The organism is Pseudomonas sp. NPDC077408, from assembly GCF_050269105.1.
Classification (GTDB): Bacteria; Pseudomonadota; Gammaproteobacteria; order Pseudomonadales; family Pseudomonadaceae; genus Stutzerimonas.
Map to the genome: position 1 here is coordinate 43,848 of NZ_JBNNHS010000003.1, position 25,336 is coordinate 69,183.

Annotated in this window: 25 protein-coding genes and 2 riboswitches; of the genes, 15 read left to right on the forward strand and 10 right to left on the reverse strand. The window is 61.7% G+C overall.

The window, feature by feature from the left end; translation table 11 throughout:
- Positions 1-29: 29 nt before the first annotated feature.
- Entirely contained in the window at positions 30-1,145 is a 1,116-nt protein-coding gene (locus ACQKEK_RS09600) for a DUF1615 domain-containing protein (protein WP_499142918.1), read from the reverse strand.
- Between the two features lie 228 nt (positions 1,146-1,373).
- Between ACQKEK_RS09600 and ACQKEK_RS09605 the strand changes: the two genes are divergently transcribed.
- Both ACQKEK_RS09605 and ACQKEK_RS09610 read left to right on the forward strand, forming a co-directional pair.
- A complete protein-coding gene (locus ACQKEK_RS09605; protein WP_499142308.1) occupies positions 1,374-2,336 on the forward strand; it encodes a hypothetical protein in 963 nt (320 codons plus the stop codon).
- Positions 2,337-2,454: 118 nt separating this feature from the next.
- Positions 2,455-3,333 carry a helix-turn-helix domain-containing protein gene (locus ACQKEK_RS09610; RefSeq protein ID WP_499142310.1) on the forward strand — a complete coding sequence of 293 codons (879 nt, stop codon included), beginning with the start codon at positions 2,455-2,457 and terminating at the stop codon, positions 3,331-3,333.
- Here ACQKEK_RS09610 and ACQKEK_RS09615 read toward each other — a convergent pair.
- From ACQKEK_RS09615 to ACQKEK_RS09625, 3 genes are all read right to left on the reverse strand, one after another.
- A complete protein-coding gene (locus ACQKEK_RS09615) occupies positions 3,315-3,902 on the reverse strand; it encodes a LysE family translocator (RefSeq protein WP_499142311.1) in 588 nt (195 codons plus the stop codon). The two genes, ACQKEK_RS09610 and ACQKEK_RS09615, sit on opposite strands and share 19 nt — an antisense overlap.
- A gap of 87 nt (positions 3,903-3,989) precedes the next feature.
- Positions 3,990-4,631 carry a DUF1109 domain-containing protein gene (locus tag ACQKEK_RS09620; protein WP_499142312.1) on the reverse strand — a complete coding sequence of 214 codons (642 nt, stop codon included), beginning with the start codon at positions 4,629-4,631 and terminating at the stop codon, positions 3,990-3,992.
- Entirely contained in the window at positions 4,628-5,194 is a 567-nt protein-coding gene (locus ACQKEK_RS09625; protein ID WP_499142313.1) for a sigma-70 family RNA polymerase sigma factor, read from the reverse strand. Before ACQKEK_RS09625 ends, ACQKEK_RS09620 begins: the two co-directional genes overlap by 4 nt.
- 203 nt (positions 5,195-5,397) lie before the next feature.
- Here ACQKEK_RS09625 and ACQKEK_RS09630 point away from each other — a divergent pair, with 203 nt between their 5' ends.
- The 8 genes from ACQKEK_RS09630 (at position 5,398) to ACQKEK_RS09665 (ending at position 12,160) form a co-directional block, all read left to right on the forward strand.
- Positions 5,398-5,685: a BufA1 family periplasmic bufferin-type metallophore gene (locus ACQKEK_RS09630; RefSeq protein ID WP_499142315.1), complete on the forward strand. Its 288-nt coding sequence runs from the start codon at positions 5,398-5,400 to the stop codon at positions 5,683-5,685.
- A 13-nt stretch (positions 5,686-5,698) separates the two neighbouring features.
- The gene (gene bufB, locus ACQKEK_RS09635) at positions 5,699-6,550 is read left to right on the forward strand and encodes an MNIO family bufferin maturase (RefSeq protein ID WP_499142316.1); all 852 of its coding nucleotides are present in this window, start codon (positions 5,699-5,701) and stop codon (positions 6,548-6,550) included.
- Positions 6,531-7,310, forward strand: coding sequence for an HvfC/BufC family peptide modification chaperone (locus tag ACQKEK_RS09640; protein ID WP_499142318.1), 780 nt, complete (start codon positions 6,531-6,533; stop codon positions 7,308-7,310). Before bufB ends, ACQKEK_RS09640 begins: the two co-directional genes overlap by 20 nt.
- Before the next feature lie 21 nt (positions 7,311-7,331).
- Positions 7,332-7,805: a DoxX family protein gene (locus ACQKEK_RS09645; RefSeq protein WP_499142320.1), complete on the forward strand. Its 474-nt coding sequence runs from the start codon at positions 7,332-7,334 to the stop codon at positions 7,803-7,805.
- A gap of 124 nt (positions 7,806-7,929) precedes the next feature.
- Complete coding sequence (locus tag ACQKEK_RS09650) at positions 7,930-8,598, forward strand: HAD family hydrolase (RefSeq protein ID WP_499142322.1); 669 nt, start codon at positions 7,930-7,932, stop codon at positions 8,596-8,598.
- Positions 8,599-8,693: 95 nt separating this feature from the next.
- The gene (locus tag ACQKEK_RS09655; protein WP_128121232.1) at positions 8,694-9,968 is read left to right on the forward strand and encodes a DUF2254 domain-containing protein; all 1,275 of its coding nucleotides are present in this window, start codon (positions 8,694-8,696) and stop codon (positions 9,966-9,968) included.
- A gap of 274 nt (positions 9,969-10,242) precedes the next feature.
- Positions 10,243-11,652, forward strand: a complete 1,410-nt coding sequence (locus ACQKEK_RS09660; RefSeq protein ID WP_499142324.1) for a DegQ family serine endoprotease — start codon at positions 10,243-10,245, stop codon at positions 11,650-11,652.
- 157 nt (positions 11,653-11,809) lie between these two features.
- On the forward strand, positions 11,810-12,160 hold the full coding sequence (locus ACQKEK_RS09665) for a hypothetical protein (protein WP_499142326.1): 351 nt from the start codon (positions 11,810-11,812) through the stop codon (positions 12,158-12,160).
- 171 nt (positions 12,161-12,331) lie between these two features.
- Here the strand turns inward: ACQKEK_RS09665 and ACQKEK_RS09670 are convergent, their stop codons facing one another.
- Positions 12,332-12,517 carry a DUF1272 domain-containing protein gene (locus tag ACQKEK_RS09670; RefSeq protein WP_499142328.1) on the reverse strand — a complete coding sequence of 62 codons (186 nt, stop codon included), beginning with the start codon at positions 12,515-12,517 and terminating at the stop codon, positions 12,332-12,334.
- A 137-nt stretch (positions 12,518-12,654) separates the two neighbouring features.
- Between ACQKEK_RS09670 and ACQKEK_RS09675 the strand changes: the two genes are divergently transcribed.
- Positions 12,655-15,774, forward strand: coding sequence for an ATP-binding protein (locus ACQKEK_RS09675; RefSeq protein ID WP_499142329.1), 3,120 nt, complete (start codon positions 12,655-12,657; stop codon positions 15,772-15,774).
- A 206-nt stretch (positions 15,775-15,980) separates the two neighbouring features.
- A riboswitch (glycine riboswitch) is annotated at positions 15,981-16,078 on the forward strand.
- Between the two features lie 4 nt (positions 16,079-16,082).
- Positions 16,083-16,170, forward strand: a riboswitch (glycine riboswitch).
- Between the two features lie 61 nt (positions 16,171-16,231).
- Positions 16,232-17,500 (forward strand): D-amino acid dehydrogenase, encoded by a 1,269-nt coding sequence (locus tag ACQKEK_RS09680; protein WP_499142330.1) that lies wholly within the window; start codon positions 16,232-16,234, stop codon positions 17,498-17,500.
- Positions 17,501-17,652: 152 nt separating this feature from the next.
- Here the strand turns inward: ACQKEK_RS09680 and ACQKEK_RS09685 are convergent, their stop codons facing one another.
- The 4 genes from ACQKEK_RS09685 to ACQKEK_RS09700 form a co-directional block, all read right to left on the reverse strand.
- Positions 17,653-17,994: an FKBP-type peptidyl-prolyl cis-trans isomerase gene (locus ACQKEK_RS09685; RefSeq protein ID WP_128120864.1), complete on the reverse strand. Its 342-nt coding sequence runs from the start codon at positions 17,992-17,994 to the stop codon at positions 17,653-17,655.
- A 34-nt stretch (positions 17,995-18,028) separates the two neighbouring features.
- The gene (locus ACQKEK_RS09690) at positions 18,029-18,382 is read right to left on the reverse strand and encodes a YkgJ family cysteine cluster protein (RefSeq protein ID WP_046163661.1); all 354 of its coding nucleotides are present in this window, start codon (positions 18,380-18,382) and stop codon (positions 18,029-18,031) included.
- A gap of 70 nt (positions 18,383-18,452) precedes the next feature.
- On the reverse strand, positions 18,453-18,746 hold the full coding sequence (locus ACQKEK_RS09695) for a GNAT family N-acetyltransferase (protein ID WP_499142332.1): 294 nt from the start codon (positions 18,744-18,746) through the stop codon (positions 18,453-18,455).
- Positions 18,747-18,826: 80 nt separating this feature from the next.
- A complete protein-coding gene (locus ACQKEK_RS09700; RefSeq protein WP_499142334.1) occupies positions 18,827-19,138 on the reverse strand; it encodes a hypothetical protein in 312 nt (103 codons plus the stop codon).
- A 228-nt stretch (positions 19,139-19,366) separates the two neighbouring features.
- Between ACQKEK_RS09700 and ACQKEK_RS09705 the strand changes: the two genes are divergently transcribed.
- The 3 genes from ACQKEK_RS09705 (at position 19,367) to ACQKEK_RS09715 (ending at position 23,922) form a co-directional block, all read left to right on the forward strand.
- Entirely contained in the window at positions 19,367-21,505 is a 2,139-nt protein-coding gene (locus ACQKEK_RS09705) for a 4Fe-4S binding protein (RefSeq protein WP_499142336.1), read from the forward strand.
- A 195-nt stretch (positions 21,506-21,700) separates the two neighbouring features.
- Positions 21,701-22,888, forward strand: coding sequence for an acetyl-CoA C-acyltransferase family protein (locus ACQKEK_RS09710; protein WP_499142337.1), 1,188 nt, complete (start codon positions 21,701-21,703; stop codon positions 22,886-22,888).
- Between the two features lie 125 nt (positions 22,889-23,013).
- A complete protein-coding gene (locus tag ACQKEK_RS09715) occupies positions 23,014-23,922 on the forward strand; it encodes a chemotaxis protein CheV (protein WP_045426663.1) in 909 nt (302 codons plus the stop codon).
- Positions 23,923-24,059: 137 nt separating this feature from the next.
- On the opposite strand, the gene ACQKEK_RS09720 is transcribed toward ACQKEK_RS09715, so the two are convergent.
- A complete protein-coding gene (locus ACQKEK_RS09720) occupies positions 24,060-25,169 on the reverse strand; it encodes an SMP-30/gluconolactonase/LRE family protein (RefSeq protein ID WP_499142339.1) in 1,110 nt (369 codons plus the stop codon).
- Positions 25,170-25,336 lie beyond the last annotated feature (167 nt).

Here is a 25,336-nt window from a genome sequence, read left to right on the forward strand (position 1 = left end):
CGAGGGGGGCCGGTCACAAAATGTTCCCGCTAGTTGCCGGCGCGTTTCATACACGCTAAATGTCGGTCATTGACCCGATTGGCAAACCAGGCGGTCGTCAGGTTGCGCGTGATTTTCGGACTTTCCAGCCGAATACCAGGCAGCACCGCGCGGGGCAGAGGCTTTCCTGCACGCTTCTCAGCCAAGGCGAACACGCGCTCATACAGCGTGGTTTTCTCGAATCCGTGCGTATCGCCGCGCTCCAGGGCGTTGCGAATCGCTGTCTCGCTCATGTCGAGCTTGCCCGCCAGCGAGCGAACCGCACGTTCGGTCTGGCCGGCTTTGCTGCTGCCATGAATGATCAGATCGCCATCGAGGGTCAGCTTGATTCCGCTCGCGCGGCTGACCGCGGCCTGAAACGCAGCGTTGCGGCTGGCATACCAGCCGGCGTTGAAGTCTGCGAAGCGGTACAGAGGCTGGGTGTAACTAGCGGGGTAGTCCAGCAGATGTGCAATGCCGAAGTACATACCGCCGCGGCGAGTGAACACCTCATCCCGGATAGAGCCTTCCCGGCGATAGGGATAGTCGCGTGCGCGGTCTTCGGCGAAGGCGATACTGACTTGCATGGGACCACCGGTCTTGACCGGGTTGAGCGTGCCGAACAGCTGTTTGCCGAGCGGCATGATGCCGAGGAAGTCGTCGAAGATTGCGCTCAGTTGTTCTTCAGTGCGCACCGCCGCGAGGCGCTGGCTGTAGGTCTTGCCGTTGGGTGATTGAACGTCCAAGGCCGCATCTACGATGAAGCGTGGGACATGCAGTCGGGACGCGCGCCGGTAGATCTCATCGCGGGCAATTTTCGCCAGGCCTGGGACCGGAGGGGTCGCTTGGAAAGTGGATTCCTGCACCGTGACGGCCAGGACGGCGCAGAGGTTCTCGTTGGTCGGCGGGATCGCCAGCGCATCGAAGGCGGCGTAGATGTCGGTGGCCCAGCCCTGTCGATTCGGGATGTTGCTGGGGATCAGCCGGACGATCTTGGCGCGGACTTCGTCCGGCCGGGGCGCAGGCACCTCCGGTTTTTGCGTGCCGCAGCCGGCCAGGCCGAGCATCAGGGCGCTGGTGAGCGTAACGGCGAGTCGGCGCGCAGCTCTGCTGGAGCGAGTCGGCATTGGCGCGTGCGAGTCGACAGTCAAACGCTGTCGATTTGAGAACTGAAAAATCATGCGGTCCCATCTGGATACGTGGTTCAGGTTCCGACAGTAAAACAGACGCAGCCGTTCTGCAGGCGCTGAGGTGCTGATGCGACTGCCGGTGAACTTGCGAGGTTCTCGCTGTCCGAAACCTGACAAGCCACCGGGCGTGCCGGTGGCGCCAAACACCGACGAGCACCTGACCTCATGAGCGAATCGCACTTCGACGTTCGGCGACTCGAACGCTACGACAGCACCACCCGCGAATACCTGCTGGCCATCATCACAGATGAAGACCACGCGTCCCAGGTTGAACTGGACAGCGGCCAAATCGCCTGGCAATCAACCCTGCGCCATGATCGACTGCACCGTGACGTCGACCCGCAAACGGGCAAGCCAAACTTCCGTTTCGAGGACATCCCTGAGCATGAGGGTGGCGAGTTTCAGCTAGTCAGCCTGATCGCCGAGGGCGGGCGCGGCGCTGAATTCTCCGAGCTGGCCATGTTCGGCAAGCGCCTGGTGACCTTCGACGATCGCACCGGCTTGGTCTGTGAAATCCGCGACCAGAACCAGCTGGTGCCTCGAAACATTCTCATGACCGGCAGCGGCGACGAAGCCTTCAAGGGTTTCAAAGCGGAGTGGGCAACACTCTATAACGACCAATTGGTAGTCGGCAGCCACGGCAAGAAGGCCCCTGAGGAGTGGGTGAAGCTGCTCGACCGCCACTACGCCGTACAGAGCGTGGACTGGTCGGAGCGCTATCAACGCATCCGCGACGCGCTAGGCGTCGGGCCGGACGGCTATGTGATCCACGAGGCGGCCGAGTGGCACCCGTATCGCCGTGAATGGCTTTTCTTTCCGCGCAAGATCTCGACCGAGCCATTCGACGAGGCGATCGATGAGCGGGAGCGTGGTGCCAACACCTTGATTATTGCCAACGAAGACTTCAGCCAGATCCGAACCCTTGAGATCGGCCAGCGTGTTCCTGAGCGGGGCATTTCATCGTTCAAGATCCTGCCGGGCCATCCCAACGAGTGCGTTGGCCTGAAAAGCGTCGAGATCGGCTCTCGAACCGAGAGCTACCTGTTCTGCTTCAACCTCGACGGCGAGGTGCTGCAGGACGATATCTTCATCGGTGATTACAAGTGCGAAGGGCTGGAAATTCTCTGATGGTCGTTCCCGTTTCCCCGAAGGCCAATGCTCGCCATGCCGAAACACCGCAGGCTACCAATCAATCGCCCCGTTTTCGGCTACGCTGAGGTTCTCAACTGCCGTTACAGATTCGACTATGCATCAGCAAGTCCTCGCCCAGCCTCGTTCAGCTTCGAGCTCCAGCTTCTGGCGCGACGAGGCGCTGCCGTTCATTGAGTCGCGCAGTGTGGAAGATGGCCGCCGCGTCTGTTATGCGCGGCACAGCCACGAAACCTTCTCCATCGGGTTGATCGACAGCGGTGCCAGTATCTACATCAACGGCGACCATCAGTGTCGCGTTGAAGCCGGCACCCTGGTGCTGATGAACCCCGGCGATGTACATGCCTGCAATCCGATCCAGAACCAGCCATGGGCGTATCGCATGCTGTATGTCGATGCTGGCTGGTTGAGCCAGTTGCAGGACGACCTGGGGATGGAGGGCGGCGGTTTTCGGTGCTTCGCCCCGATAATGACCCGCGATCCGCTGCTGCAGTCGGGCTTTCGCCGCTTTCATGCAGTGCTCGTCGACGACAACGCCGACTTGCTGCAAAAGGAAACCGCCGCCGTATCTTTCTTCTCTTTGCTGCACGAGCGATTGTGGCTCGAAGTCGGCGTCCCGGTGAGTGACCTGAAACTGCATCGCGCCGCCGAGTTCATCGCCGACAATTATCAGCGCTCCCTCAAGCTGGGCGAGATCAGCCTCGTGGCAGGCGTCTCACCGTCGAGCCTCATCCGCGCCTTCAAAAAACAGTTCGGGATGACCCCGCATGCTTACCTGACCAATCGGCGCGTGCAGTTTGCGCGCGCCGAGCTGCGGCGTGGCCGGCCTATTGCAGATGTGGCGCTGGATGCGGGTTTTGCTGATCAGGCGCACCTGCAGCGCGCCTTCAAGCAATTGCTGGCCGCCACGCCCGGACACTATCGAACAGGAAGCCGAAACGTGCGCCACGACACCCGTCAGGTCAGCAGCAGGTAAGCCGCGCTGGCAACCAGCAGCGCTGCCATCAACCGATTGAACAGCCGTACCCGTGCGGGCTTGTTGAGATGTTGCCGCAGAAAGGTGCCCGCATACGCCCAGCACGCCAGTGAGGCATAGCAGATCACGAAGTAGATCGCTGCGAAGCGCCAGACTGACGGGGCGTCTCCCGCGGCAGCGAACAAGCCCATGCCCGCGACCGAGGCCAGCCAGGCCTTGGGATTGAGCCACTGCATCGCGGCGCCATACAGCATCGTTGGCCGCATCGCAGGTTTGTCAGCATTCAAACGACCATCGTCTGCGGCCAGCCGAAACGCCATGTACAGCAGAAATGCCACGCCAGCCAGCTTGATCGACTCGGCCAGCCAGGGCCACTGACCGAGAAGTTCGTTCAGGCCCAGCCCGATCAGCAACAGTAACAGCGTGAAGCCAATGGTTGCGCCGCTAACGTGGCGCATGGCTGGCCGCAAACCGAACTGCGCGCCAGCGCTGAGCGCGACGATGTTGACCGGGCCGGGCGATATGGAAGAAGCCAGCGCGAAGGCGGCCATGGACAGCAAAAGACTCATCGAAAGCTCCTGAAAGTTCGCATGAACATCAGCGCGACGATAGGAGCGGGAACTGCCGCGGTATTGAAGAAAATGCGCGTATGCGGCTTACCAACGCAACAGCCGTGGGCCGAGGAGGGCGCCAACGGCGGTGGGGATGAGCATGCCGAGCACATACCAGACGGCCCAGAAGGCGACACTCATCTCAGGACAATGCAGGCTGTAGGCTAGGGTTGCCATCGAACCGGCCAACAACCCCCCGGCTGCGCCGGCAAGACGCAGCCGGGTCGGCGCAAAGCCGCGGATTGCCCAGAACACGCAGACGAACGCTGGAATCGACAGTAGCGCAATGTTCACCGGGCAGACTCGCCAGGTTTCCCCGAAAATCAGTGCCCAACGGTTATTGGCCGAAACGCTGAGCAACAGGCCCAACGCCGCCAGCCAAACCGCTACCACCGGCGCTGCAACAGTGACCCAGCCGCTACCCACAGGCGCTCCCGGTCTGGCCAGCCGCGTGGTTACCAGCAGAGCGCCCGCAAGCAGGCTCGCCGGCAGCGCCAGCTTGGCCCAGAACAGCGGGGTCGCCGCGACTTGCCCAATGTCCGGGCGAATGCCGAAGACCGTCAGTAACACCAGCAATGCCAGCGCCAGACCGATGACCAGGGCTGTACCAAAGCGGCGCGTGACGATCTGCCGATCCACGGGCGGTGCGTGGTTGGCGAGCATGTTGATCAGCTCATCGGTCTTCATCGATGACCTCCAATCAGGGCGGCCAGCGCTTTCAGTCCGCGGTGAACGCCCACCTTGACTGCTGAAGCCGAAAGTCCGGTTCGTCGAGCGGTTTCTTCCACCGAAAGCCCCTGTAATTTGACGTGAAAAATGGGCAAGCGTTGCTTGTCCGGCAGTTGTTCGAGCAGCCGGGCCAGGTCCCGCTGCGCCTGTTGGGCCTGGTGATCTTCGTCGGCCAGCAGCTCTGCTTGGTCGCTAAGGGGATCATTCAAGGCGTCGTGCCTTGCATGGGCTCGAAAATGATCCATCAATTTGTAGCGGGCGATCGCCTGTACCCAGGCTGTCACCGGTTGCTCGGACCGATAGGTATGCCGCGCGTTGTGCACCGCAAGCAAAGCTTCCTGGAGCAGGTCTTCGACCTCGGGCGATTGCAGCCTACGCCTGAGAAAACTGCGCAGATGTGCGCTGAGCAGCGTCAAGAATTGCCGGTACGCCGCCTCGTCGCCGTCCAGCCCCTGCAATAACAGCTGTTGCAGATGGGCTTCGCGTGCCTTCAACGCCTCGTGACTGGTAGTTCGTTGCATCGGTCGCTCTGGTTACACGCAATGAAGAAATCGATGCTGCCCGTCCTTTGCCTCCAGCCAACGGCAGGGCGGGGCGCGCCGCTACGGTAGGTCGAGACGGAAGAATTCTCAAAAATATATTTCTTGCTCCTGCTGTAACCGATCGACCGAGCAGGGCGAACTACTGGTCGAGCTGCCGGTAAAACCGCTGGCAGCAACACCGCATGGAGAAACAACCGATGAACAATCTCGCCCTTGCTGCTGCAGCCGTTGCCCTTGCATCCATCGCCGCCGGTGCCACGGCTGCGGAAAAGACCGAAGGCGCCATGGAGAAATGCTACGGCGTCGCGCTCGCCGGTCAGAACGATTGCAAGGCTGGTGCGGGCACCAGCTGCGCCGGCACGTCGAAGGTGGATTACCAGGGCAATGCCTGGAAGAACGTACCCGCAGGGACCTGCACCTCGATCAAGACGCCCGAAGGCATGGGTTCGCTGACGCCGATCGAATCCTGATAGGAGGTTCCGCATGAGCGTGTTGGCTCTGGGAGCAGGCCTGGGACTCAAGCCCGAGCACTATGAGGCGGCGCACGACTGTGCAGCGCCGGGGCTCTGGTTCGAAGTGCACCCGGAGAACTACATGCTCGGCGGCGGTCCTCGTCTGGCCTGGCTAGACGCTATCGGCGAGCGCCATCCGCTTTCACTGCATGGCGTATCGCTGTCGCTGGCGGCTGATTGCTTGCCGGACGAGGCCCATCTGCAACGCCTCAGGACGCTGGTCGAGCGCGTTCAGCCGGCTCTGGTTTCCGAACACCTTGCCTGGTCCGCCTGGCGAGGTCAGTACAATCCCGATCTGCTGCCGTTTCCACGTACCGGAGGGGCCTTGAACCGTATCGTCGACAACGTTCAGCGCACCCAGGAACGGCTCGGACGACAGATTGCGGTGGAAAATCCCAGCCACTACCTGCGCCTCGACGGGCATGAGTGGGATGAAATCGAGTTTCTCGCCGAGCTGTCGCGCCGCAGTGGCTGCGGCGTGTTGCTGGACGTCAACAACGTACACGTCAGCGCCCACAATCTCGGCTTCGATGCCGCCGCCTATATCGATGGTTTTCCCGCTGAAGCCTTACTGGAAGTGCATCTGGCCGGACATAGGCAGGACAGCTCGGAGCACTCAGGGCTATTGATCGACTCCCACGACGCGCCGATAGCTGACGCCGTCTGGTCGCTTTATGAGCGGTTGATCGAGCGCATCGGCCCGCGCCCAACACTGATCGAACGTGACGACCAGTTGCCAACCTTCGCCGAACTGTTGGTCGAGCGCGACCACGCGCAGCGGCTGCTGGAAAGGGGGAGGCGGCATGACGCGCTCGCTTGCTGAGTTTCAGGATGGCTTGATCGAAGCGCTATGGGCCAGCGAACCCATGGCGACTAAGTCGACCGCTGTCGCCCCTCCAGCTGATTGGCTGGCGAGGCTTATCGCGCAGCCGGGGTTCGCGGTGTACCGCAACACCGTGATGAAAGGGTGTGTAGATGCCTTGCGCGCGAACTTTCCGACGGTCGAGCGGCTGGTAGGCGCCGATTGGATGAGCGCAGCGGCCTGCGTTTTCGCGCAGCAGTGCCCTCCGACCCAGCCACAGTTGATCAGCTATGGAGATGGCTTTGCAGAATTTCTGCAGCGTTTCGAACCTGCCCGCGACTTACCGTACCTCGCCGAGATCGCGCGCCTCGATCGCCTGTGGCTTGAGGCGTTTGCCGCCGCGGAGGAACCTCGACTGGAACTGCATACGCTGAGCTCGATGACGCCGATCCAGCTGGCCGAACTGCATTTGAGGCCCCATGCAGCGGCGCGCTGGCATTGGTCCGTTTTGCCGGCGTTCAGCCTATGGCGTTGCAACCGCGAAGGCATCGAACTGCCCGATCCGCTGCTCTGGCAGGGCGAGGGCGCGTTGCTCTGCCGGCGAGAGAACCGTGTCGTCTGGCAGCCCTTGAGCGTTGGCGGCTGTGCCTTTCTCGAAGCCTGCGCCGATGGCCATACGCTTGCCAGCGCATCGAATCTCGCGCTCGAGGCCCAGCCCGCGCTGGATTTCAATGCGCTGCTGGCGGGCCTGTTTGCCGCTCGGGTCTTCGCCATCGATTGATCAGCAACTGGAGTGACCGACATGCACACCCTGCACAGGAGCCCCGCCAGCCCGACAACGAGTCCGTTGCAGCACTGGAATCGACTCGCCGTATGGCTACAACACCACATCAGCGACTCGATGTTGGGCCTGGTGGCGCGCTTGGCCATTGCCGCAGTGTTCTTTTATTCCGGGCGAACCAAGGTCAGCGGCTTTCTTACAATCAAACCCAGCACCTTCAGCCTGTTCGAAACCGAATATGCACTGCCGCTATTGTCGCCTTACCTTGCAGCGCATCTGGCCACCTATGCCGAGCATCTGTTCCCACTGCTGCTGGTGCTCGGCCTGTTGGCGCGGCTATCGGCCTTGGCCTTGCTGGGCATGACGCTGGTGATCCAGCTCTTCGTTTACCCCGATGCCTGGCCTACGCACCTGACCTGGAGCGGCCTGATGCTGGTCGTTATCGGCCGTGGCGCTGGGCGTTGGTCGGCTGACCGGATGTTGGGCATTCGCTGAGGCGGCATGATTGGGCGGGTGCTGTACCGTCGCAGGCTAAACTCAACGCACCGTTTGCAGTCCAAGGCGCTGTCTCCAAACCGGAGTCGTCGCGCCGTTCTGCGCATTCACAACGGGAGATTCGATGGCCTCTATCGACTTGCTGATCAGCGACTGCGACGGTGTGATCGTCGACAGTGAAATCATCAGCCACCGCGTCCTGTTCGAGGCCCTGAGCCTGCATGTACCCGCCGAGCAGCTGCATGCCGCGCTGGAAGGCACCTTCGGTCTGACCGTTCCGAGCATCATCGATCTGATCGAAAAACGCTTCGACCTGACCATGCCGGAGACTTTCGATGCCGATCTACGTCGGCAGAGCGAGAAGGTCGTGGCGGAAGAAGTCCAGGCGATCCCAGGCGTGCGCGAAGCGCTGCTGGCCATCAAGCTGCCGCTGGCGGTGGCATCCAATAGCCGTTTGCACAACGTTCAAGCATCGCTGCAGCGTGCCGGCCTGACCGAACGGGTGGCCGGCAATATCTTCTGCGCCGAAATGGTCCGCTCACCGAAACCGGCGCCCGACGTTTACTTGCTGGCTGCCGAGCGCATGGGCGTCGCGCCTGGTCATTGTCTGGTCGTTGAAGACAGCCCGACCGGCGTGCTGGCGGCGCGCACCGCGGGCATGCAGGTGATCGGCTTTACCGGCGCCAGCCACATTCCAGCTGGGCATGACCAAGCGTTGCGTGAGCTGGGGGTGGCCGCCGTGATCAACGACATGCGGGACCTGCCCGCAACGGTCGAGGCGCTGGCCCGCTAAGCGCTGGCGGCCGAGGCGGGAAGAAACCGCCAAGCCTACGCAACAGTCCCTCAGCGCGCTTGTCTGTAGTGAAACGGACGTATTGCGAGCAACAGATGATTGAGCGTTGGAAGTGGTTTGTCATCCGCATCAGTAAGCGGCCCTGGTTCCGGGCCAGCTTGTATTCGGTGTTGGGGATTGCTACCGCACTGGTCGCGCTGGTGGCGGCGCCTTACATCCCGGACGACGTGCCGACCAAGATCGGTTCCGATGCGGTCGACAATATTCTTGGCGTGCTGGCGTCCAGCATGCTCGCGGTCACCACCTTCTCGCTGAGCATCATGGTGGCCGCCTATGGCTCGGCAACGAACAATGTCACACCGCGCGCCATTTCCCTGTTGGTCGAAGACCCGACTACACAGAACACGCTCTCGACCTTTGTTGGCTCGTTCATCTTCAGCCTGGTCGGCATCATCGCGTTGAGCACAGGGCTTTACGGCGACAATGGCCGCGTGGTGCTGTTTGCGGCGACCATCATCGTGGTCATTCTGGTGCTCTACGCGTTGTTGCGCTGGATCGATCAATTGTCCGGGCTTGGCCGCGTTGCCGAAACGACGGCCAGAGTCGAGAAGGCCGCCACCCAAGCGCTGTGCCAGCGAATGGAGCAACCCTTTCTGGGCGGTCGGCCGCTGGAGGTTGATCCTAAAGCCCTGCCGGGCGCACGCCCGCTGTACCCCAGGAAGATCGGCTTCGTGCAGCATATCGATATGCCTGCGCTGGGCGAACTGACCCAGGCGGAGGATCGCGCGGTTTATATATGCGTACTTCCCGGGATATTTGTGGAGCCGTCGCAGCCGATCGCCTGGTCGGTGGGGATCGGTGAAGACTGCGACGACGCCCTGCGCGATGCTTTTGTCATCGGCGCGCAGCGGACCTTCGACCGAGACCCCCGGTACGGCATCATCGTCATGGCCGAGGTCGCTTCGCGTGCGCTGTCGCCCGGGATCAACGACCAAGGCACCGCAGTTGATGTGATTGGCCGGGGCGTTCGCGTGCTGTCGCACCTGTCCAGGCCGACGCCGCCGGAAGATCCGAAGTTCGACCGCGTATTCGCGCCGGGGCTGAGCGTAGCGGACATGCTCGACGATTTCTTTACACCCATCGCGCGGGACGGCGCTGCGATCATCGAGGTGTGCATACGCTTGCAGCAAGCGCTGGCGTCATTGGGGCGGCTCGGCGATGCGGCGGTTGCTCTTGCAGCGAACCGACATGCCTCGATGGCACTCAGACGTGCAGAGGCGGCACTGACAATGCCGGACGACTATCAGCGGGTGTGTCAGGCTGCAGACGCCGCCGGACTGTTGGACACCTCAAACCAGCAGGGGAAATAGAGCTTTGTGACGCCGAATGCGAGGGCGCTGCTGTTGAAACCTTACTTTTCCTTTACGCCCGCTACACACGAAGCTGACTGTCTTCGGCGTAAAGTCTGGTTCAGGCTGACGGAACAGCCAGCTCCCTTGGGTGGGTTTGCCGCAAACCGGCTGTCAGCTTAGAGTCAGCCATTGTGCATGCGGCAACCCGCTGCTTTTTTTGACCAGGAATCGGCTGTGGCGCGAGACCGGTCGTTGTTAACCCCATTTTTTCATCGTGGAGAGACCAGTCCCTATGATTCTTCGTAGAAATTTCCTGGCTGCCGTGGCCGGTGTAGCGCTGTTTGGACAGACGCTCATTGCCCACGCTGACCTGCCGGACTTCACGCCTCTGGTGGAGGATGCTTCGCCCGCAGTGGTGAACATCAGCACCAAGCAGAAGCAGCCGATGCGCGGCCACGCGCAGGCACAAATGCCAGATCTTGAGGGCATTCCGCCCATGTTCCGCGAGTTTTTCGAGCGCGGAATGCCTCAGCAGCCCGAGCGTCGCCGCGAAGCTCAGTCGCTAGGTTCGGGTTTCATCATTTCTGAGGACGGCTATGTCCTGACCAATAACCACGTCGTGGCCGACGCTGATGAGATCATGGTGCGTTTGCCGGATCGTAGCGAGATGCAGGCCAAGCTCGTAGGAGCCGACCCGCGCAGCGACGTGGCCTTGCTGAAAATCGAAGGGGACGGCCTGCCGACCGTGAAGATTGGCAGCTCCGAAGCGTTGAAAGCAGGCGAGTGGGTGGTCGCGATCGGTTCGCCGTTTGGTTTCGATCATACGGTGACAGCAGGCGTGGTCAGCGCCAAAGGTCGCAGCTTGCCGAACGAAAGCTATGTTCCGTTCATTCAAACCGACGTGGCGATCAATCCGGGTAACTCGGGCGGCCCACTGTTCAATCTCGACGGCGAGGTCGTTGGCATCAACTCGCAGATCTTCACCCGTTCCGGTGGGTTCATGGGCCTGTCGTTCGCGATCCCGATTGACGTCGCAATGGACGTCGCCAATCAGCTGCGTGAAGACGGCAAGGTCAGCCGCGGTTGGCTTGGTGTCGTCATTCAGGAAGTGAACAAGGACCTCGCCGAATCCTTCGGCCTGGAGCGTCCTGCTGGTGCGCTCGTCGCCCAGGTGATGGATGGCGGTCCGGCTGCCAAGGGCGGCCTGAAAGTTGGCGACGTGATCTTGAGCGTTAATGGCAAGGCGATCGATATGTCCGGTGATTTGCCGCATCTGGTTGGCGCGATGAAGCCAGGCAGCAAGGCTAAGCTGGAAGTGGTGCGAGATGGCCAGCGCAAGACGCTGAACATCGACATTGGTGCGCTGCCTGAGGATGGCGACGTGCTGGCCTCTGGAGATGGTTCGAGCATCAAGAGCCAGAGCAATAACCGCCTGGGCGTTTCGGTTACCGAACTCTCCGACGCGCAACGTCAGGCGCTGGAAATCTCCGGTGGCGTAGTGATCAACGACATCAGCCAGGGCCCGGCAGCGATGATCGGCCTGCGTCCGGGGGATGTCATCACGCACCTGAACAACGAAGCGATAGATTCCGTTAAGACGTTCAGCCAGGTGGTCAAGGACCTGCCGAAGAACCGTTCAGTATCGATGCGGGTACTGCGCGACGGCCGCGCCAGCTTCATCACCTTCAAACTGCCGAAGTAAGCAGTCGCAAGCAAGACCAGGAGGCCCGCCATGTGCGGGCCTTCTTGCATCTCGAGGGTGGTATCGGGCCGTAGGCGCCCGGCTCGGCGGCACTGCACGCGAACTCCTCGTCGCGGCAGTGGCTCCATATGGTTTGAGTAAAGCTCTGGAGGTTTCTATGAATCCGTTTCTGACGCTGGGATTGCTGTTGCTAACAACGGTGGCCATGGCCGATCCGCTGCACCTTGAACGTGAGCTGAATGACCTGCGTGTCGATGTGGAGGTCAGTGAGCTCGAAACCGACACCCAACCCGGTATCGAGTCCGGGCTGGTGCAGGTCCTGATCACCAATCACGAACGCTTCAAGGTGGCCTGTCAGCTCCATCCGGGCGAAACCGAGGCCTCGCCCGGCCTGGATAGCACGCCCATCACCATCATCGCGCCGGAGGGTCGCCGTGCGCTCACCATGAGCGGCGAGTACGGTGACTCAACGCTGAATGCGCTGTTGACGTGCATACGGGACGAGTGACGCCCAATAGCCAGGGGAATCGAGCCTAGTTATTTGGGCTGATGCTCAAGAGCGTGCGGCTCGATCGGTTCAATCCGCCGGGTCGCGACAGCCCTGCGGCTTGTATACGCGGCGATCCGAGGGCGGATGGTTGGCGAGTTTGGAGACGGGGCGGCGCGGCCGGGCAACCAGCTAGCCTCCGCAGTTCGCGCAAAAGGCGCATTCGAAACAGCAAATAAGCGCCTGCCCCGATTCGGGCGGTAGATCAGCGTCGCAACATACAGCTTGGGCGAAGTCCAAGCATGGGGCTACCCCTGCCTGATTTTGATGTTGATCATTCCCGCTCGGGTATGGCACGGCACCGCCCAAGGTGCACATGGAACCTGTTTGGCGCCCGGGTTTCCAAGTGCAATGCGCGCCGTCAAACGATCGCTTAAGCTAGCGCGCCGCGCTGTACTCGTTTCGGCAGAAATATTTCGCGGCTGATCCGTCCGGGCGTCAAAGGAAGTCATATCTTGAATCACGCAACGGGAGCCAAGTCAGTACGGTCGGTACCGTTGCGCAGTCGGCTGTTGACCATTGCGCTGGCAGGTATTCTGCCGCTGGCCCTGGTGGCCGGGCTGGGCATGCTCTCGATCGTCTCCGAACAGACGGAGTTGGCCAAGCAGCGCAGCCTTGAAGCTACGCGCCTCGCCGCGACGGCCGTGGAGCTCGAGCTGAGCCGGTCGCTCAATGTGCTCCAGACGCTGTCGCAGTCCCCATTGCTCGATAATGGCGATATCGATGGATTCGCCGATATGGTTCGCCGCGTGTTGCCCTCACTGCCCAGCTGGTATGCCTTGCTGATCGTCAGCTCTGAAGGTGAGGTGCTGAGGCGGGTTTCGCTGCACAATCCCCCAGCTTCCAGAACCATCGCCGAGCCGCGTAGCTTCGCTGAGGTGATCCGAACAGGCGAACCTCAAGTGGGAAGCATGAGCAAGGGACCCGGCGGCGTCTGGGGCGTCCCATTGCGTGTGCCAGTACACCAGGGCGACGCGGTTCACTACGTATTGACTGCAGTGCTCAGGCCCCAGGGTGTCGCTGATGTGATCGTCAACCGAAGGCTGCCGGCCGGCTGGGTCAACACGGTGCTGGACTCCAATGGTTTGCGTATCGCGCGCTCGCTGCGTCACGAGGAGACGCTGGGGATGCCGGCTTCGCCCACGCTGGCGGCCATCCTGCAGGAGAACTCAGGCGAGGAAGGGATCGGCCTGTCCAAAACCATGGAAGGCCATTCGGTCTACACCTCTTTTGTGAGATTGCAGCCGTCCGGCTGGGTGGTGGCGACCGGCGTGCCCACCGAAGTTGTCGAAGCCGGGGCGACGCGTGTCTATACGCTTTACGGTGGCGGGTTGCTGCTGTCGCTGGTGTTTGCGGTGACGGCGGCGCTGTTCGCAACACGTCGGATTAACGTCCCGATGCGGCATCTGCGACGGGCGGCGCAGGCTATTGGGCAGGGGCAGGCGTTTCAGGCGCCTGAAAGTGAGATCGAAGAAATCCGTGAAGTCGGGCGCGCGCTCGAAAGCGCCGCGCAGGCGCGTCTGTCGAGCGAGGCCGAGCGTGACAACATGCTTTCGCGGCTGGAGCTGGCGCAGCAGGATCTGACCCAGCAGGTCAGCGATCTGGAGTTGGTCCAGGACCTGAGCAATCGCCTGCTACAGATGCCTGCACTGAGTGACCAGTTGCAAGCGATCATCGACGCCCTGTGCACGCTGCACGGCGCCGCGCATGGGCTGCTGGCGCTCAGCGACGGTTCGGCTGCCTTGCGCATTCATGCCTCGAGGGGCTTTTCAGTTGCTTCGTTGGCGATCATGGATGAAGCGCAGCCCGGCCTGGGTGCCTGTGGTATAGCGGTGCAAAAAGGGGAGCGCGTGGTGGTGACCGATACCGAAGCCGACCCCTGCTTCAGTGAGTTTGTCTCCGTTGCGCGCAGCGAGGGATTTCGTTCGGTTCACAGCACGCCCATTCGGCACAGCGACAACAGCGTACTCGGGACGCTTACGGTACAGCTCAAAGAGGCGCGATCCCCAACGGAACGAGAGATTCGGCTGGCCGATGTCGTAGCGGGCCTGGCCGCGGTATTCATCGACCGGGCGCGGGCGCAGACCAAGGCGGGTATGTTGGAGCAGCGCCTACAGGTAGCGCTGAACTCGTCCACCGTGCCCTTTGCAGTCCTGTCTCCCCATCGGAACCCGGCGGGCGAGGTGGACGACTTCCGCTTCGATTTCATCAACCTCACTGGCGCATCCAGCCTGCGCGGAACAGTCCACGAGCTGACTGGGCGGCGGCTGCGCGAGGTGCTTGGCGAGGCCGCCAATCCGCAAGCATTGCAGACCTTGCTGGAGGTGTCCCGGTTTCAGCAACCGCGTGATCTGGAACTGCGCAGCACAGCGTTTGACAGCGAGCGCTGGGTGCGTTTGATCGCGACGCCGTTCGATCAAAGCTTGGCCGTATGGTTCGCTGACGTATCCCAGGCCAAGCATCACGAACAGGAAATTCGTGAATCTGCCCGGCGCAAGGATGAGTTTCTCGCGACCCTGGCCCATGAGCTGCGCAACCCGCTGGCACCGATTCGCCTGGCTGCCGGCATTTTTGGTTCTGCGGCGGCCAGCGATGCGCAAAAACTCCGTAGCCAGCAAATTATCGAGCGGCAGGTGCGGCATATGGCGCTGCTGCTCGACGATCTGTTCGACATCTCCCGCATCACGCTTGGCAAGTTGGTTCTGCGCAAGGAGCAGGTGGGTCTGCGAACCATCATCGAGGCAGCCATCGAGACTGCCCGAGAGAAAATCGAGGCAAAGCAACATGAGTTGGTCGTGGCGCTCCCGGCCAGTCCTATCGTGCTGGACGCCGATCCGCTTCGCCTCGAGCAGATCCTGACTAACCTGCTCAACAACGCCGCGAAATTCACCCCCAACGGTGGCCGCATTCGCATCACGGCGACACGGGATGGTGACACCGCCAAGGTTTCGGTGATCGATAACGGCCTGGGTATCGCGCGGGAACACCTCAGATTGATCTTTGAACGGTTTGCGCAGGTGCCCGTCGCCGGGACTCACATCAATTCCGGCCTGGGGATCGGCCTGGCACTGGCCAAAGGCCTGGCGAAGCTGCACGGAGCGGACCTTCGGGTACGCAGCGAAGGGCTAGGCCACGGCGCGGAGTTCAGCCTGACCCTGCCGGTTCTGTCTGCCAGCACCGCGGGCGTCAGCCGTGATCTTAGCGAAAGCGTCACGCTGAACAAGCGGCTCGTTCTGGTTGCCGACGACAACCAGGACATTGCCGAAACCATGGCCGAGATCCTTCGGCTGGAGGGTCACGAGGTGCACTTGGCGTTTGACGGCATCGAAGCGTTCGAACGCTATCTGCAGCTCAAGCCAGAGGTTGTGGTGCTGGACATCGGCATGCCCGGCCAACGGGGTGACGAAGTGGCGCGGATGATCCGCGCCCACCCCACCGGCGCCAATGTGCGGTTGATCGCCATCACCGGCTGGGGCCAGCCGAGTGATCGAGAGCAGGCCTTGGCGGCAGGCTTCGATATACATTTGACCAAGCCGGTCGACCTGAGCCAGCTGCTTGAGATAGTCGGCGGCTGAGGCCAAGCGACGATGGGGCGGGGCTATCTTCTGTCCCGGAACTGCGGTAGAAACGCCCATGTAGCTGCAACGCGCGTTGATTGTTGCACCGTAGCTGTGCAATTTCAGGTTCGGTAGAGCGGCTGCAGTCAGCCGCGGCGAGCGAGTGTCGCTTGGCGCGCATTGTGCAAAAGCTGTAACTGCTGTGAGCAGCCGCTCATGGCAAAGAAGTGATATCGGGAGAGACTGCAGCGGCTTGGTCGTGTGCAGCGCCGAAGGAGCAACCGCCCCGGAAACTCTCAGGCAAAAGGACCGTTATCACAGGTGAACTCTGAAGAGCCGCCGGGCCCGTCGTCGCCCGTCGCACCGAAGGAGCAAGCGAGCGCCGCTCGTGAAACTCTCAGGTCCAGAACAGAGGGGGCGCCTGATCTGCATGTCGCGGATGGGCTCTGACCCTTGACGTTCTGGAGCTGCACGCATGAAAAAAATAGCTGTCATTGGTGGCGGTATCACCGGCATCACCACTGCCTACGCGCTGGCCAAGCGTGGTTTCGCCGTCACTCTTTTGGAGAAGCACCGCTACGCTGCGATGGAAACCTCGTTTGCCAATGGCGGTCAGCTGTCCGCCTCCAACGCTGAAGTTTGGAATCACTGGTCGACCATCCTCAAGGGCATCAAGTGGATGCTCAAAAGCGATGCACCACTGCTGGTCAATCCCAAGCCCAGCTGGCACAAGCTGTCCTGGTTCGCCGAGTTCATCGGCTCTATCCCGCAATACCGCCAAAACACCATCGAAACGGCTCGCATGGCTATCGCCGCTCGGGAGCACCTGTTCGCCTGGGCCGAGGACGAGGGCATCGATTTCGACCTGAAAAAGGCCGGTATCTTGCACATCTACCGCGACAAGGCTGGTTTCGAGCATGCGGGCAAGGTCTCGACATTGCTGGCTCAGGGCGGTTTACCCCGGCGCAGCGTGACACCAGACGAAATGCGTGCTATCGAGCCGACGCTGGCAGGGCAATACTATGGCGGCTACTACACCGAGTGCGATTCCACGGGCGACATCCACATGTTCACCAACGGCCTCGCGGCAGCCGCCATACGCTTAGGCGTCGACTGCCGTTACGACCAGAACGTGAAAGCCGTCGCCACCGATGGCAAGGGTGCCAGCGTGACTGTCGCGGCTTCGGGTGGCGAAGAGTGCCTGCAGTTCGATGGCATCGTTGTCTGCGCCGGAACCGCCAGCCGCGCGTTGGCCGCCCAACTTGGCGATCGGGTGAACATCTATCCGGTGAAGGGCTACTCGATCACGGTCAACCTCAACGACGAGACCAGCCGCGCAGCAGCGCCTACCGTCAGCTTGCTGGACGATGAAACCAAGCTGGTCACCAGCCGCCTGGGTGACAGCCGCCTTCGGGTAGCCGGCACCGCCGAGTTCAACGGCTATAACCGCGACATCCGCGCTGATCGAATCCGCCCGCTGGTGGACTGGGTGGCCGAATGTTTTCCTGGCGTCAGTACTCAGAGCGTGGTGCCTTGGGCTGGCCTGCGGCCGATGATGCCGAACATGATGCCCAAGGTCGGACGCGGCAGCTCACCCTGTGTGTTCTACAACACCGGCCACGGCCATCTCGGCTGGACGCTCTGCGCCATTACTGCCGACATGCTGGGTGACGTGGTGAGCGAGTCCATGGGCAGTGCCCGGTCGTCGACTACTGCCGCTAGTGGTCAACCGGCCCACGCCTGAGGAGCTTGACGGCTGCCGCTCGGGCTGCAGCCGTCATCGGTGCCAATCGCGTCTGTTTGTGAGCGGCCGCGGGACTGGCCGCTCTCTCTATTCAATCCCGCAAGCGGGCGGCTGCCGCGTTTGGTACGCCTGATCAGTGATTACTCTCAAATTCAGTCGTCACGGGTCAGCACTTCCAACAGCTCGATCTCGAACAGCAGGTTCGAGTTCGGCGCGATGTGCTCACCTATCTGCCGGTCGCCATAGGCGAGGTGGGCGGGGACGAAAAGCCTGCGTTTGCCGCCAACCTTCATGCCCATCAGCCCCAGGTCCCAACCCTTGATAACGCGACCGGTGCCGATCACGCACTGAAACGGCTTGCCGCGATCATAGGACGAGTCGAAGGTACGGCCGTCTTCGAGTTGGCCACGGTACTGCGTGGTGATCAGGGCGCCTTTGACTACGGCCTTGCCGTCGCCGAGCTGGATGTCTTCAACCCGCAGTTCGTTGCTCATCGTGTCTCTCATGATGTCTTTTCTGGCTTCGCCTTTAAACCAGCAATTGACGGGTGCTGGCGATAAGTTGGTGCACCTGCTTTTCCACCTCAGGTGTCGTGGGGATTTCCGGACCGCGCCCGCGCGGGCAGGGCAGGCTGGCCGTGGTACCGAACAGCCGACAGATCAACGGGCGCTGTTCGTAAGCCTCGCAGCCGTTCGGCCCGAGGTGAACGCAGTTCCAGTGCGCCATCGCCGCGTCGTGCGCGGCAACACTTCTGTGCGGCAAACGGGCCATTTCTTCCGAGGAGGCGGTGACCGGGCCACAGCAATCGTGGCAGCCGGGTTCGCAGGCGAAACCCGGAATTTGCCGGCGGAGGTGATCGATCTTGCGGTTGGTACAGGTCATGCGAAGCGCTTCGGTTCGGGGCCGGCATGGTACTCGCCTGAGAGGTAAATGCTTGCCCCTCCGCGTGCTTTTATTGCGCGACGATGATGTCGTCCCAATCGTGATGCTTCTTCACATAGGCCGCAACGAACTCACACATCGGCACGATGCGCTTGTCGCGCCGACGGGCGTCGTCGAGTGCTTCGCGAACCAGTTTGCTGCCCATGCCCTGGCCCTCCAGGCTCGGATCGACCTCGGTGTGGGTGAAGACCTGACGGTCGCTCTCGTCCTGATAACTGGCGACGCCCAGTTCCTTGCCGTCGACTTCAAGGACATAGCGCTGCTGGGACTCGTCGTGTCGCACGACCGCGTTGTTGTCGTTCATGGAATGGATTCTCCCGTTGGTCTGGTTGGTCTGGCCGCATGCTGCAGCCAGTTACTGTTCAGAGGATTGGCGAACGCCGGTCAGAGCCCGTCGACCAGCCGCTTGCCCTGCGCCGTGCCCTGCGCCAAGGCTTCGTCGTAGCTGCGGTAATGCTGCGTCTGGTCGACGCTCACCGGGACGACGATTTCCAATTCTTTGACCACCTCGGCACCCACGGCCCAGAGGGTCTCGCCGAAGGTCTCGTACTCGTAGCCGGTGAGGTGGACGATCACATCGTAGTTGCGGTAGACGAGCCGGTGGCTGTGCGGAATCTGGTGATCGCTACCGCCAGGAATATGGGCAGGGGCGTCGAAGTAGGGTTGTTCGGCGTCCGGTTTGACTGCCTTGGTCATCGCTGGGCCTCCCGTTTGGGTTGTCTAGCTTGGGCCCGGTGACGGCGAGCATCGTTCCGTGCCGAAGGCGTTGCGCGACGGGCGCACAATCGGACCGGGTGAAATCGATCGTTCACGGCTGACGATCAGAATCTAAGACTGAAGTACTGACGTTCCAGTCAGCAAGTCGCATGGCGGGGGCGCGAGCGGTGGATAGCATGGCTGTATAACAACAGCCAAGAGGCATCCATGACTCGCCGCGCCAGCCTTCTTTTCCGCCTGCTTGTGCTGCTGAGCGTGCTGGCCAGCCCGACGCTGTTCGCACAGGGGCTGGACGGGCAGATCCAGCAGCTTTTTCCTAAAGCCACGCGCATCGAGCCGAAGCAGGACAATCCGCCTGTGCACAGCGTCTATCAGCTGGACGAATTGCTCGGCTATGCCTTCGAGTCCACCGATTATTCAAACCTGCAGGGCTTTTCCGGCAAACCGATCCGTCTGCTGATCGGCATGGACACCCAGGGTGTGCTGGCCGGGGTGAAGGTTCTGGAACATCACGAGCCGGTTTTCCTGCACGGGCTCGGGGAACAGCCGCTGTTCGACTTCGTCGACCAGTACCAACAGAAATCGATTGGCATACCCATTGTGGTGGGCGGTGCACAGGGCGGGGCGAGCGGAAGTGAGTCGATTGCCCGCATCGATGGGGTGAGCAAGGCCACGGTGTCGGTAGTGATCCTCAACGAAACCGTGTTGCTGTCGGCCCTGAGCGTGGCCCGCAAGCTGCTCGAAGGATTTGCCAGCGGACCCTTGGCCACGGCAAAGCCCGACCTCTATGAACCGCTCGACTGGTCACAGATGCTGCAGCGCGGCTATCTCCAGCATTGGACAATCAGCCGCGAGGAGGTCGAACGCGGCTTGGGACATTCCATTGAGGGGTACCTGGGTATCGAGCCGGAGAGCGATACGCAGCCCTTCACCGACCTCTACTTCGCCTACCTGAACGCGCCAAGCATTGGCCGCAATCTGTTGGGCGACGCCGGCTTCGCCAAGCTCAACGAGGAATTGAAAGCCGGCGAGCAAGCGGTGCTGGTGCTCTCCTCGGGTATGTATCGCCATGTCCCGGACGACTTCGTGCCAGCCACATCGCCCAGCCGGTTGGTACTGATGCAGAACGGCCACGCCATTGACCTGTATGACATGAATTTCAATAACGGCGCGGTGATGGACCTGCTCGATGCGCCGCTCGATGAGGTCGAGGCGCAGATCTTCCGCATCAAGACACATAGCGCGTTCAACCCTGCCGAGCCTGCTGGATTGCGATTGAACGTTAATCTGCAGCGCAACCATCTGGTGCAAAGCAGCACGCAGTTCACCCGTGACTTTCAGCTCGACCAGCAGCTGTTCAACATTGAAGTGGCGCAGATTGCTGCCGAGCCGGCGCCTATCTGGCTGCGCATGTGGCAGGAACGCATGTGGCAGATCGGCGTGCTTGTCGTATCGCTGATCCTGCTGAGCGCAGTGTTCATCTGGCAGCATCGCATCAGCCGGCACAGCCGTGGCTTCCATCTGTTCCGTGCCGGTTTTTTGTTGTTCACGCTGGTGTTCATAGGCCTGTATGCCCAGGGCCAGCTCTCGGTAGTGAACATCTTCACCCTGTTATTGGCGCTGGGGGAGAACTTCGATATTCGGGTGTTCCTGATGGACCCGGTGATCTTCATCCTCTGGAGCTTCACCTTTGTCAGCCTGTTCATCTGGGGTCGCGGCGTGTTCTGTGGCTGGCTCTGTCCGTTTGGTGCGCTGCAGGAAATGCTCGGCTGGCTGGCCAAGCGCCTGCGTATCCGCCAGTGGAAAATCTCTGATCGGCGCCATCAGCGCTTGCAGTGGTTGAAGTACCTGATTCTCATCGGTCTGGTGCCGACTGCCTTCTATTCGCTGACGCTGGCCGAGCGGCTCGCCGAAGTGGAGCCGTTCAAAACCAGCATCACACTGTTCTTTGTGCGCTCCTGGCCGTTCGTGGTCTATGCCGTGGTTCTGCTCGGGCTGGGTCTGTTCGTGCACAAGTTCTATTGCCGCTACGTCTGCCCGCTGGGCGCTGGGTTGGCGATGCTCGGCAAGTTCCACCTGTTCTCCTGGCTCAAGCGTATCGATGCGTGCGGCCAACCTTGCCAGCACTGCAAGAACCACTGCGAGATCGGCGCGATTAAGCGTGACGGGCGCATCGACTATGACGAGTGCATTCAGTGTCTGGAGTGCATCGTCATCCTCAACAATGACGACCAGTGCGTAGCCTCCATCAGTGCGCGCAAACGGGCAGATAAGGCCGGGCGCCTCGTCCATGGCGAGCTGATCGCCACCGATGCCATGGCGCCGCAACCGCTGCCGGCGCCATAAGGCGGGTCACCCTGCCACGCCATAGTCGCCTGAATTTTCAGATTAGCGACGCAGGCTGACCGCCCGGTTCTGCAATGCTGCACAGCTGTTCTGCGCCGATGGCTATTGTTCCGCAGCCGGACTTCGCTAGGATCGGGCGATTCCGTGCGCCGGCTCCTGGCGGCGCGCCCGATTCCCTGCTTCGAAGAGGCCCCCATGGCTGAACGTGAAATCGTCGTTGTCGGTGCCGTGCGCACCCCGATCGGCTCCTTTGGCGGTGCGCTGAAGGATGTCGACCTGATCGCCCTTGCCACCACGGCCTGCCGCGGCGTGCTGGAACGCTCCGGTACGCCCGCTGACGCTGTGGGCCACGTGGTGATGGGCAACGTGATCCCCACCGAACCGCGCGATGGTTACCTGGCGCGCGTGGCAGCGGTGGATGCCGGTATTCCGCTGGAAACCCCGGCCTTCAACGTCAACCGCCTGTGCGGCTCGGGGTTGCAGGCGGTAATTTCGGCGGCGCAGTCGATCCTGCTGGGCGATACCGACGTAGCCATTGGTGGCGGCGCAGAGAGCATGAGCCGCGGTCCGTTCATCCTGCCGAACATGCGCTGGGGCGCGCGCCTCGGTGACAGCCAGGCGATCGACTACATGAATACCCTGCTGCATGACCCCTGGGGCAAGTTCCACATGGGCGTGACCGCGGAAAATGTCGCCGAGCGCTATGGCATCAGCCGTGAACAGCAGGATGCGCTGGCACTGGAAAGCCAACAGCGGGCCGTTCGCGCAGTGGAACAGGGCCGCTTCCGTGAGCAAATCGTCCCGGTTGCCGTTGCCACCCGCAAGGGGACCGTGCAATTCGAGGCCGATGAACATATCCGTGGTGACCTGACCGCCGAGCGCCTCGCGGCGCTGAAACCGGTGTTCAAGAAGGACAACGGCACCGTGACCGCGGGCAACGCCTCCGGGCTCAACGATGGAGCTGCGGCGTTGGTGCTGGCCGAGGCCGGGCGTGCGCAGGCGCTGGGGCTCAAGCCCATGGCGCGGCTGGTCGGGTATGCCCATGCGGGCGTGGACCCGGCGTACATGGGCATCGGCCCGGTGCCGGCCGTGCGCAAGGTGCTGGAGCGCACCGGGATCAGCCTCGAGCAGATCGACGTGATCGAAGCCAACGAAGCCTTCGCCGCTCAGGCCTGTGCGGTGATACAAGAGCTGGGCATGGACCCGACGCGGGTCAATCCCAACGGTTCCGGTATCTCCCTCGGTCATCCGGTTGGCGCGACCGGCGCAATCATTGCAGTCAAGGCGATCCACGAACTGCAGCGCATTCAGGGGCGCTACGCGCTGGTGACCATGTGCATTGGCGGTGGACAGGGCATTGCGGCGGTTTTCGAGCGCTGTTGAGCCAAGGGGAGCGGTTGCAACTCGTCGGGCGTGCGCCGATTCCACTGAAGATTTGCGCGCGGCTGCCGACAAGGCTGTAGCGAGGTTACATCTCGGCACGAGACCGGCTTTCCACAGGACCATTCATGAACAACGCATCCGCTACCGACGCCTTATCGCTTTTGCTGTTCACGCTGCGCAGCGGCAAGCAGATGGCGATCAACCTGTTGAAGGTCAGCGAAATCATTCCGACGCCGTCGCTCACTCGGTTGCCCGAATCGCATCCCCATGTCCGAGGCGTCGCTACGCTGCGGGGCCAGCCGTTGTCGGTGATCGACCTCAGCCTGGCAATCGGCATGGCGCCGTTGCAAGACCCCAAAGGCGGCTGCCTGATCGTTACCGAGATCAGCCGTTCCAAACAGGGCTTGCACGTCCAGGCGGTGGTCAAGATCGTGCATATCCAGACGTCGAAAATCCTGCCGCCGCCTTACGGCGCGCGCGCCAACTCGTTCATTACCGGGACGGCGGAAGTGGATGGCGAACTGATCCAGATCCTTGACGTGGAAAAGGTCATTCACAACATCGCCCCGGTTCCGGGAGAGGCCGACATTTCTCATCTGGACGACCAAGACGCGCAATTGCTGACCGAAACCCGCGCGCTGATCGTCGATGACAGCCAGGTGGCCATTCACATGTCGGTATCGGCGCTGACCAAGATGGGTATCACGTGCCATGCGGTGCGCAGCGCACGCGAAGCCTTCGAGAAACTCGACAGCCTCAAGGACAGCTACGAGGCGATCAACTGTGTGGTCTCGGATATCGAGATGCCTGAAATGGACGGGTATTCCTTCACCCAGGCACTGCGCAAGCACCCAGACTACGCCTCTATTTATGTGCTGCTGCACACCTCGCTGGACAGCACCATCAGCACCGACAAGGCCAAGGCTGCCGGTGCCAATGACATCCTGACCAAGTTTTCACCGCCCGAAATGACCAAGTGCATGCTGCGCGCGGCGCGGGTGATCCATTTGGGCGAGGATGCGTCGGTCGCCTGAGCGAGTAGAACGTTCGGGTCGCACGCCAACCTGTAGGCGCGAGCGTGTTCGCGAATGCGTTGAGCCTGGTGGGGCAGCTCTTCGCATGCACGCTCGCTCCTTCGTAAGCTAAGTCGGTAGAAAGAACCGGCGCCCGCTCAGCTGCCGTACTTGCCGAAGCTCGCGTCGCGCGTGTTGACGTAGAGCGCATACAGCGAATGGCTGCTGGCCATGAACAGGCGGTTGCCCTTGGCGCCCCCGAAGCACAGATTGGCGCAGCGTTCCGGCAGCCGGATCTTGCCGATGGCTTTGCCCTCCGGGTTGAAAATCATCACGCCGTCGAGGTCGGCGGTCACCGCTTCCGGGGCGCCGGAGCTACCCCAACCGCACCACAAATTGCCGTCTTCGTCGCACTTGATACCATCCAGTGCGCCATACGCCGATGCTTCGATGTGCTTGCGGCGCTCGCCCAGTGTCCCATCCTCATTGACCGGGTAGGCCCAGATCAGCCGGTTCGGTTTAGCGCGCCCTTCGACTACATAGAGCGTGTTCTGGTCGGGTGAGAAGCACAGCCCGTTGGGACCGGAAATCGAGTCGATCACTCGGGTCACGGCGCCGCTTGCACCGTCGATGCGATAGACCGCGTCTGGCAGCTCGGTTTCGATCTTGTGCCCTTCGTAATAGTTGCCGGTCTGAAAGGGTGGGTCGGTGAACCACACCGAGCCGTCCTGACGCACCGCCAGATCATTGGGCGAATTGAAGCGTTTGCCCTCGAACCGATCGGCCAGCACCGTGATGCTGCCGTCGGGCTCGGTGCGGGTCACACGGCGACCGATATCGGTGGTGGTTGAGCCTTCGCACGTCAGCAGCCGGCCCTGTAGGTCACGCGCCAAACCGTTGGAGTGATTCGAGGGCTGGCGATAGACATCGAACGAGCCAGTGATCTCATCCCAGCGCATGATGCGGTTCTCCGGGATATCGCTGACCAGCAGGTAGCGGCCATCGCCCACCCAGACCGGACCTTCAGCCCAGCGCATACCGCTGGCGATCTTCTCGACGCTGGCGTTGAACAGCCTGTACTTGGCGAAGCTCTCGTCGAGAATCTCCACCAGCTCGTCTGGATAGCGCTGGGTCAAGGGTTCGGCGACGGCGAGCCGGGACAGGCCCAGGCTGCCCATGGAGGCGACACCGGCCGATACCATCAAGGAAGACTTCAGAAAAGCGCGCCGTGCACCGTTGGTGGTGAAGTCGTTGTTACGTTCTGTCATGGCGGAGTCCTTCAGGCTTATCAGGGGAGGCGTGATGTCGAGCGGATGCAGGCGCGACTGCCAGCAGAAAGGCGTTTGGGGTCGCGAATGGTGGGCTGTGAACAGAACAGGGCGACAGCGAGAGACGGGCCGGGGGCGGCGTACTGGAGTAAGGCATGGTGATTCCA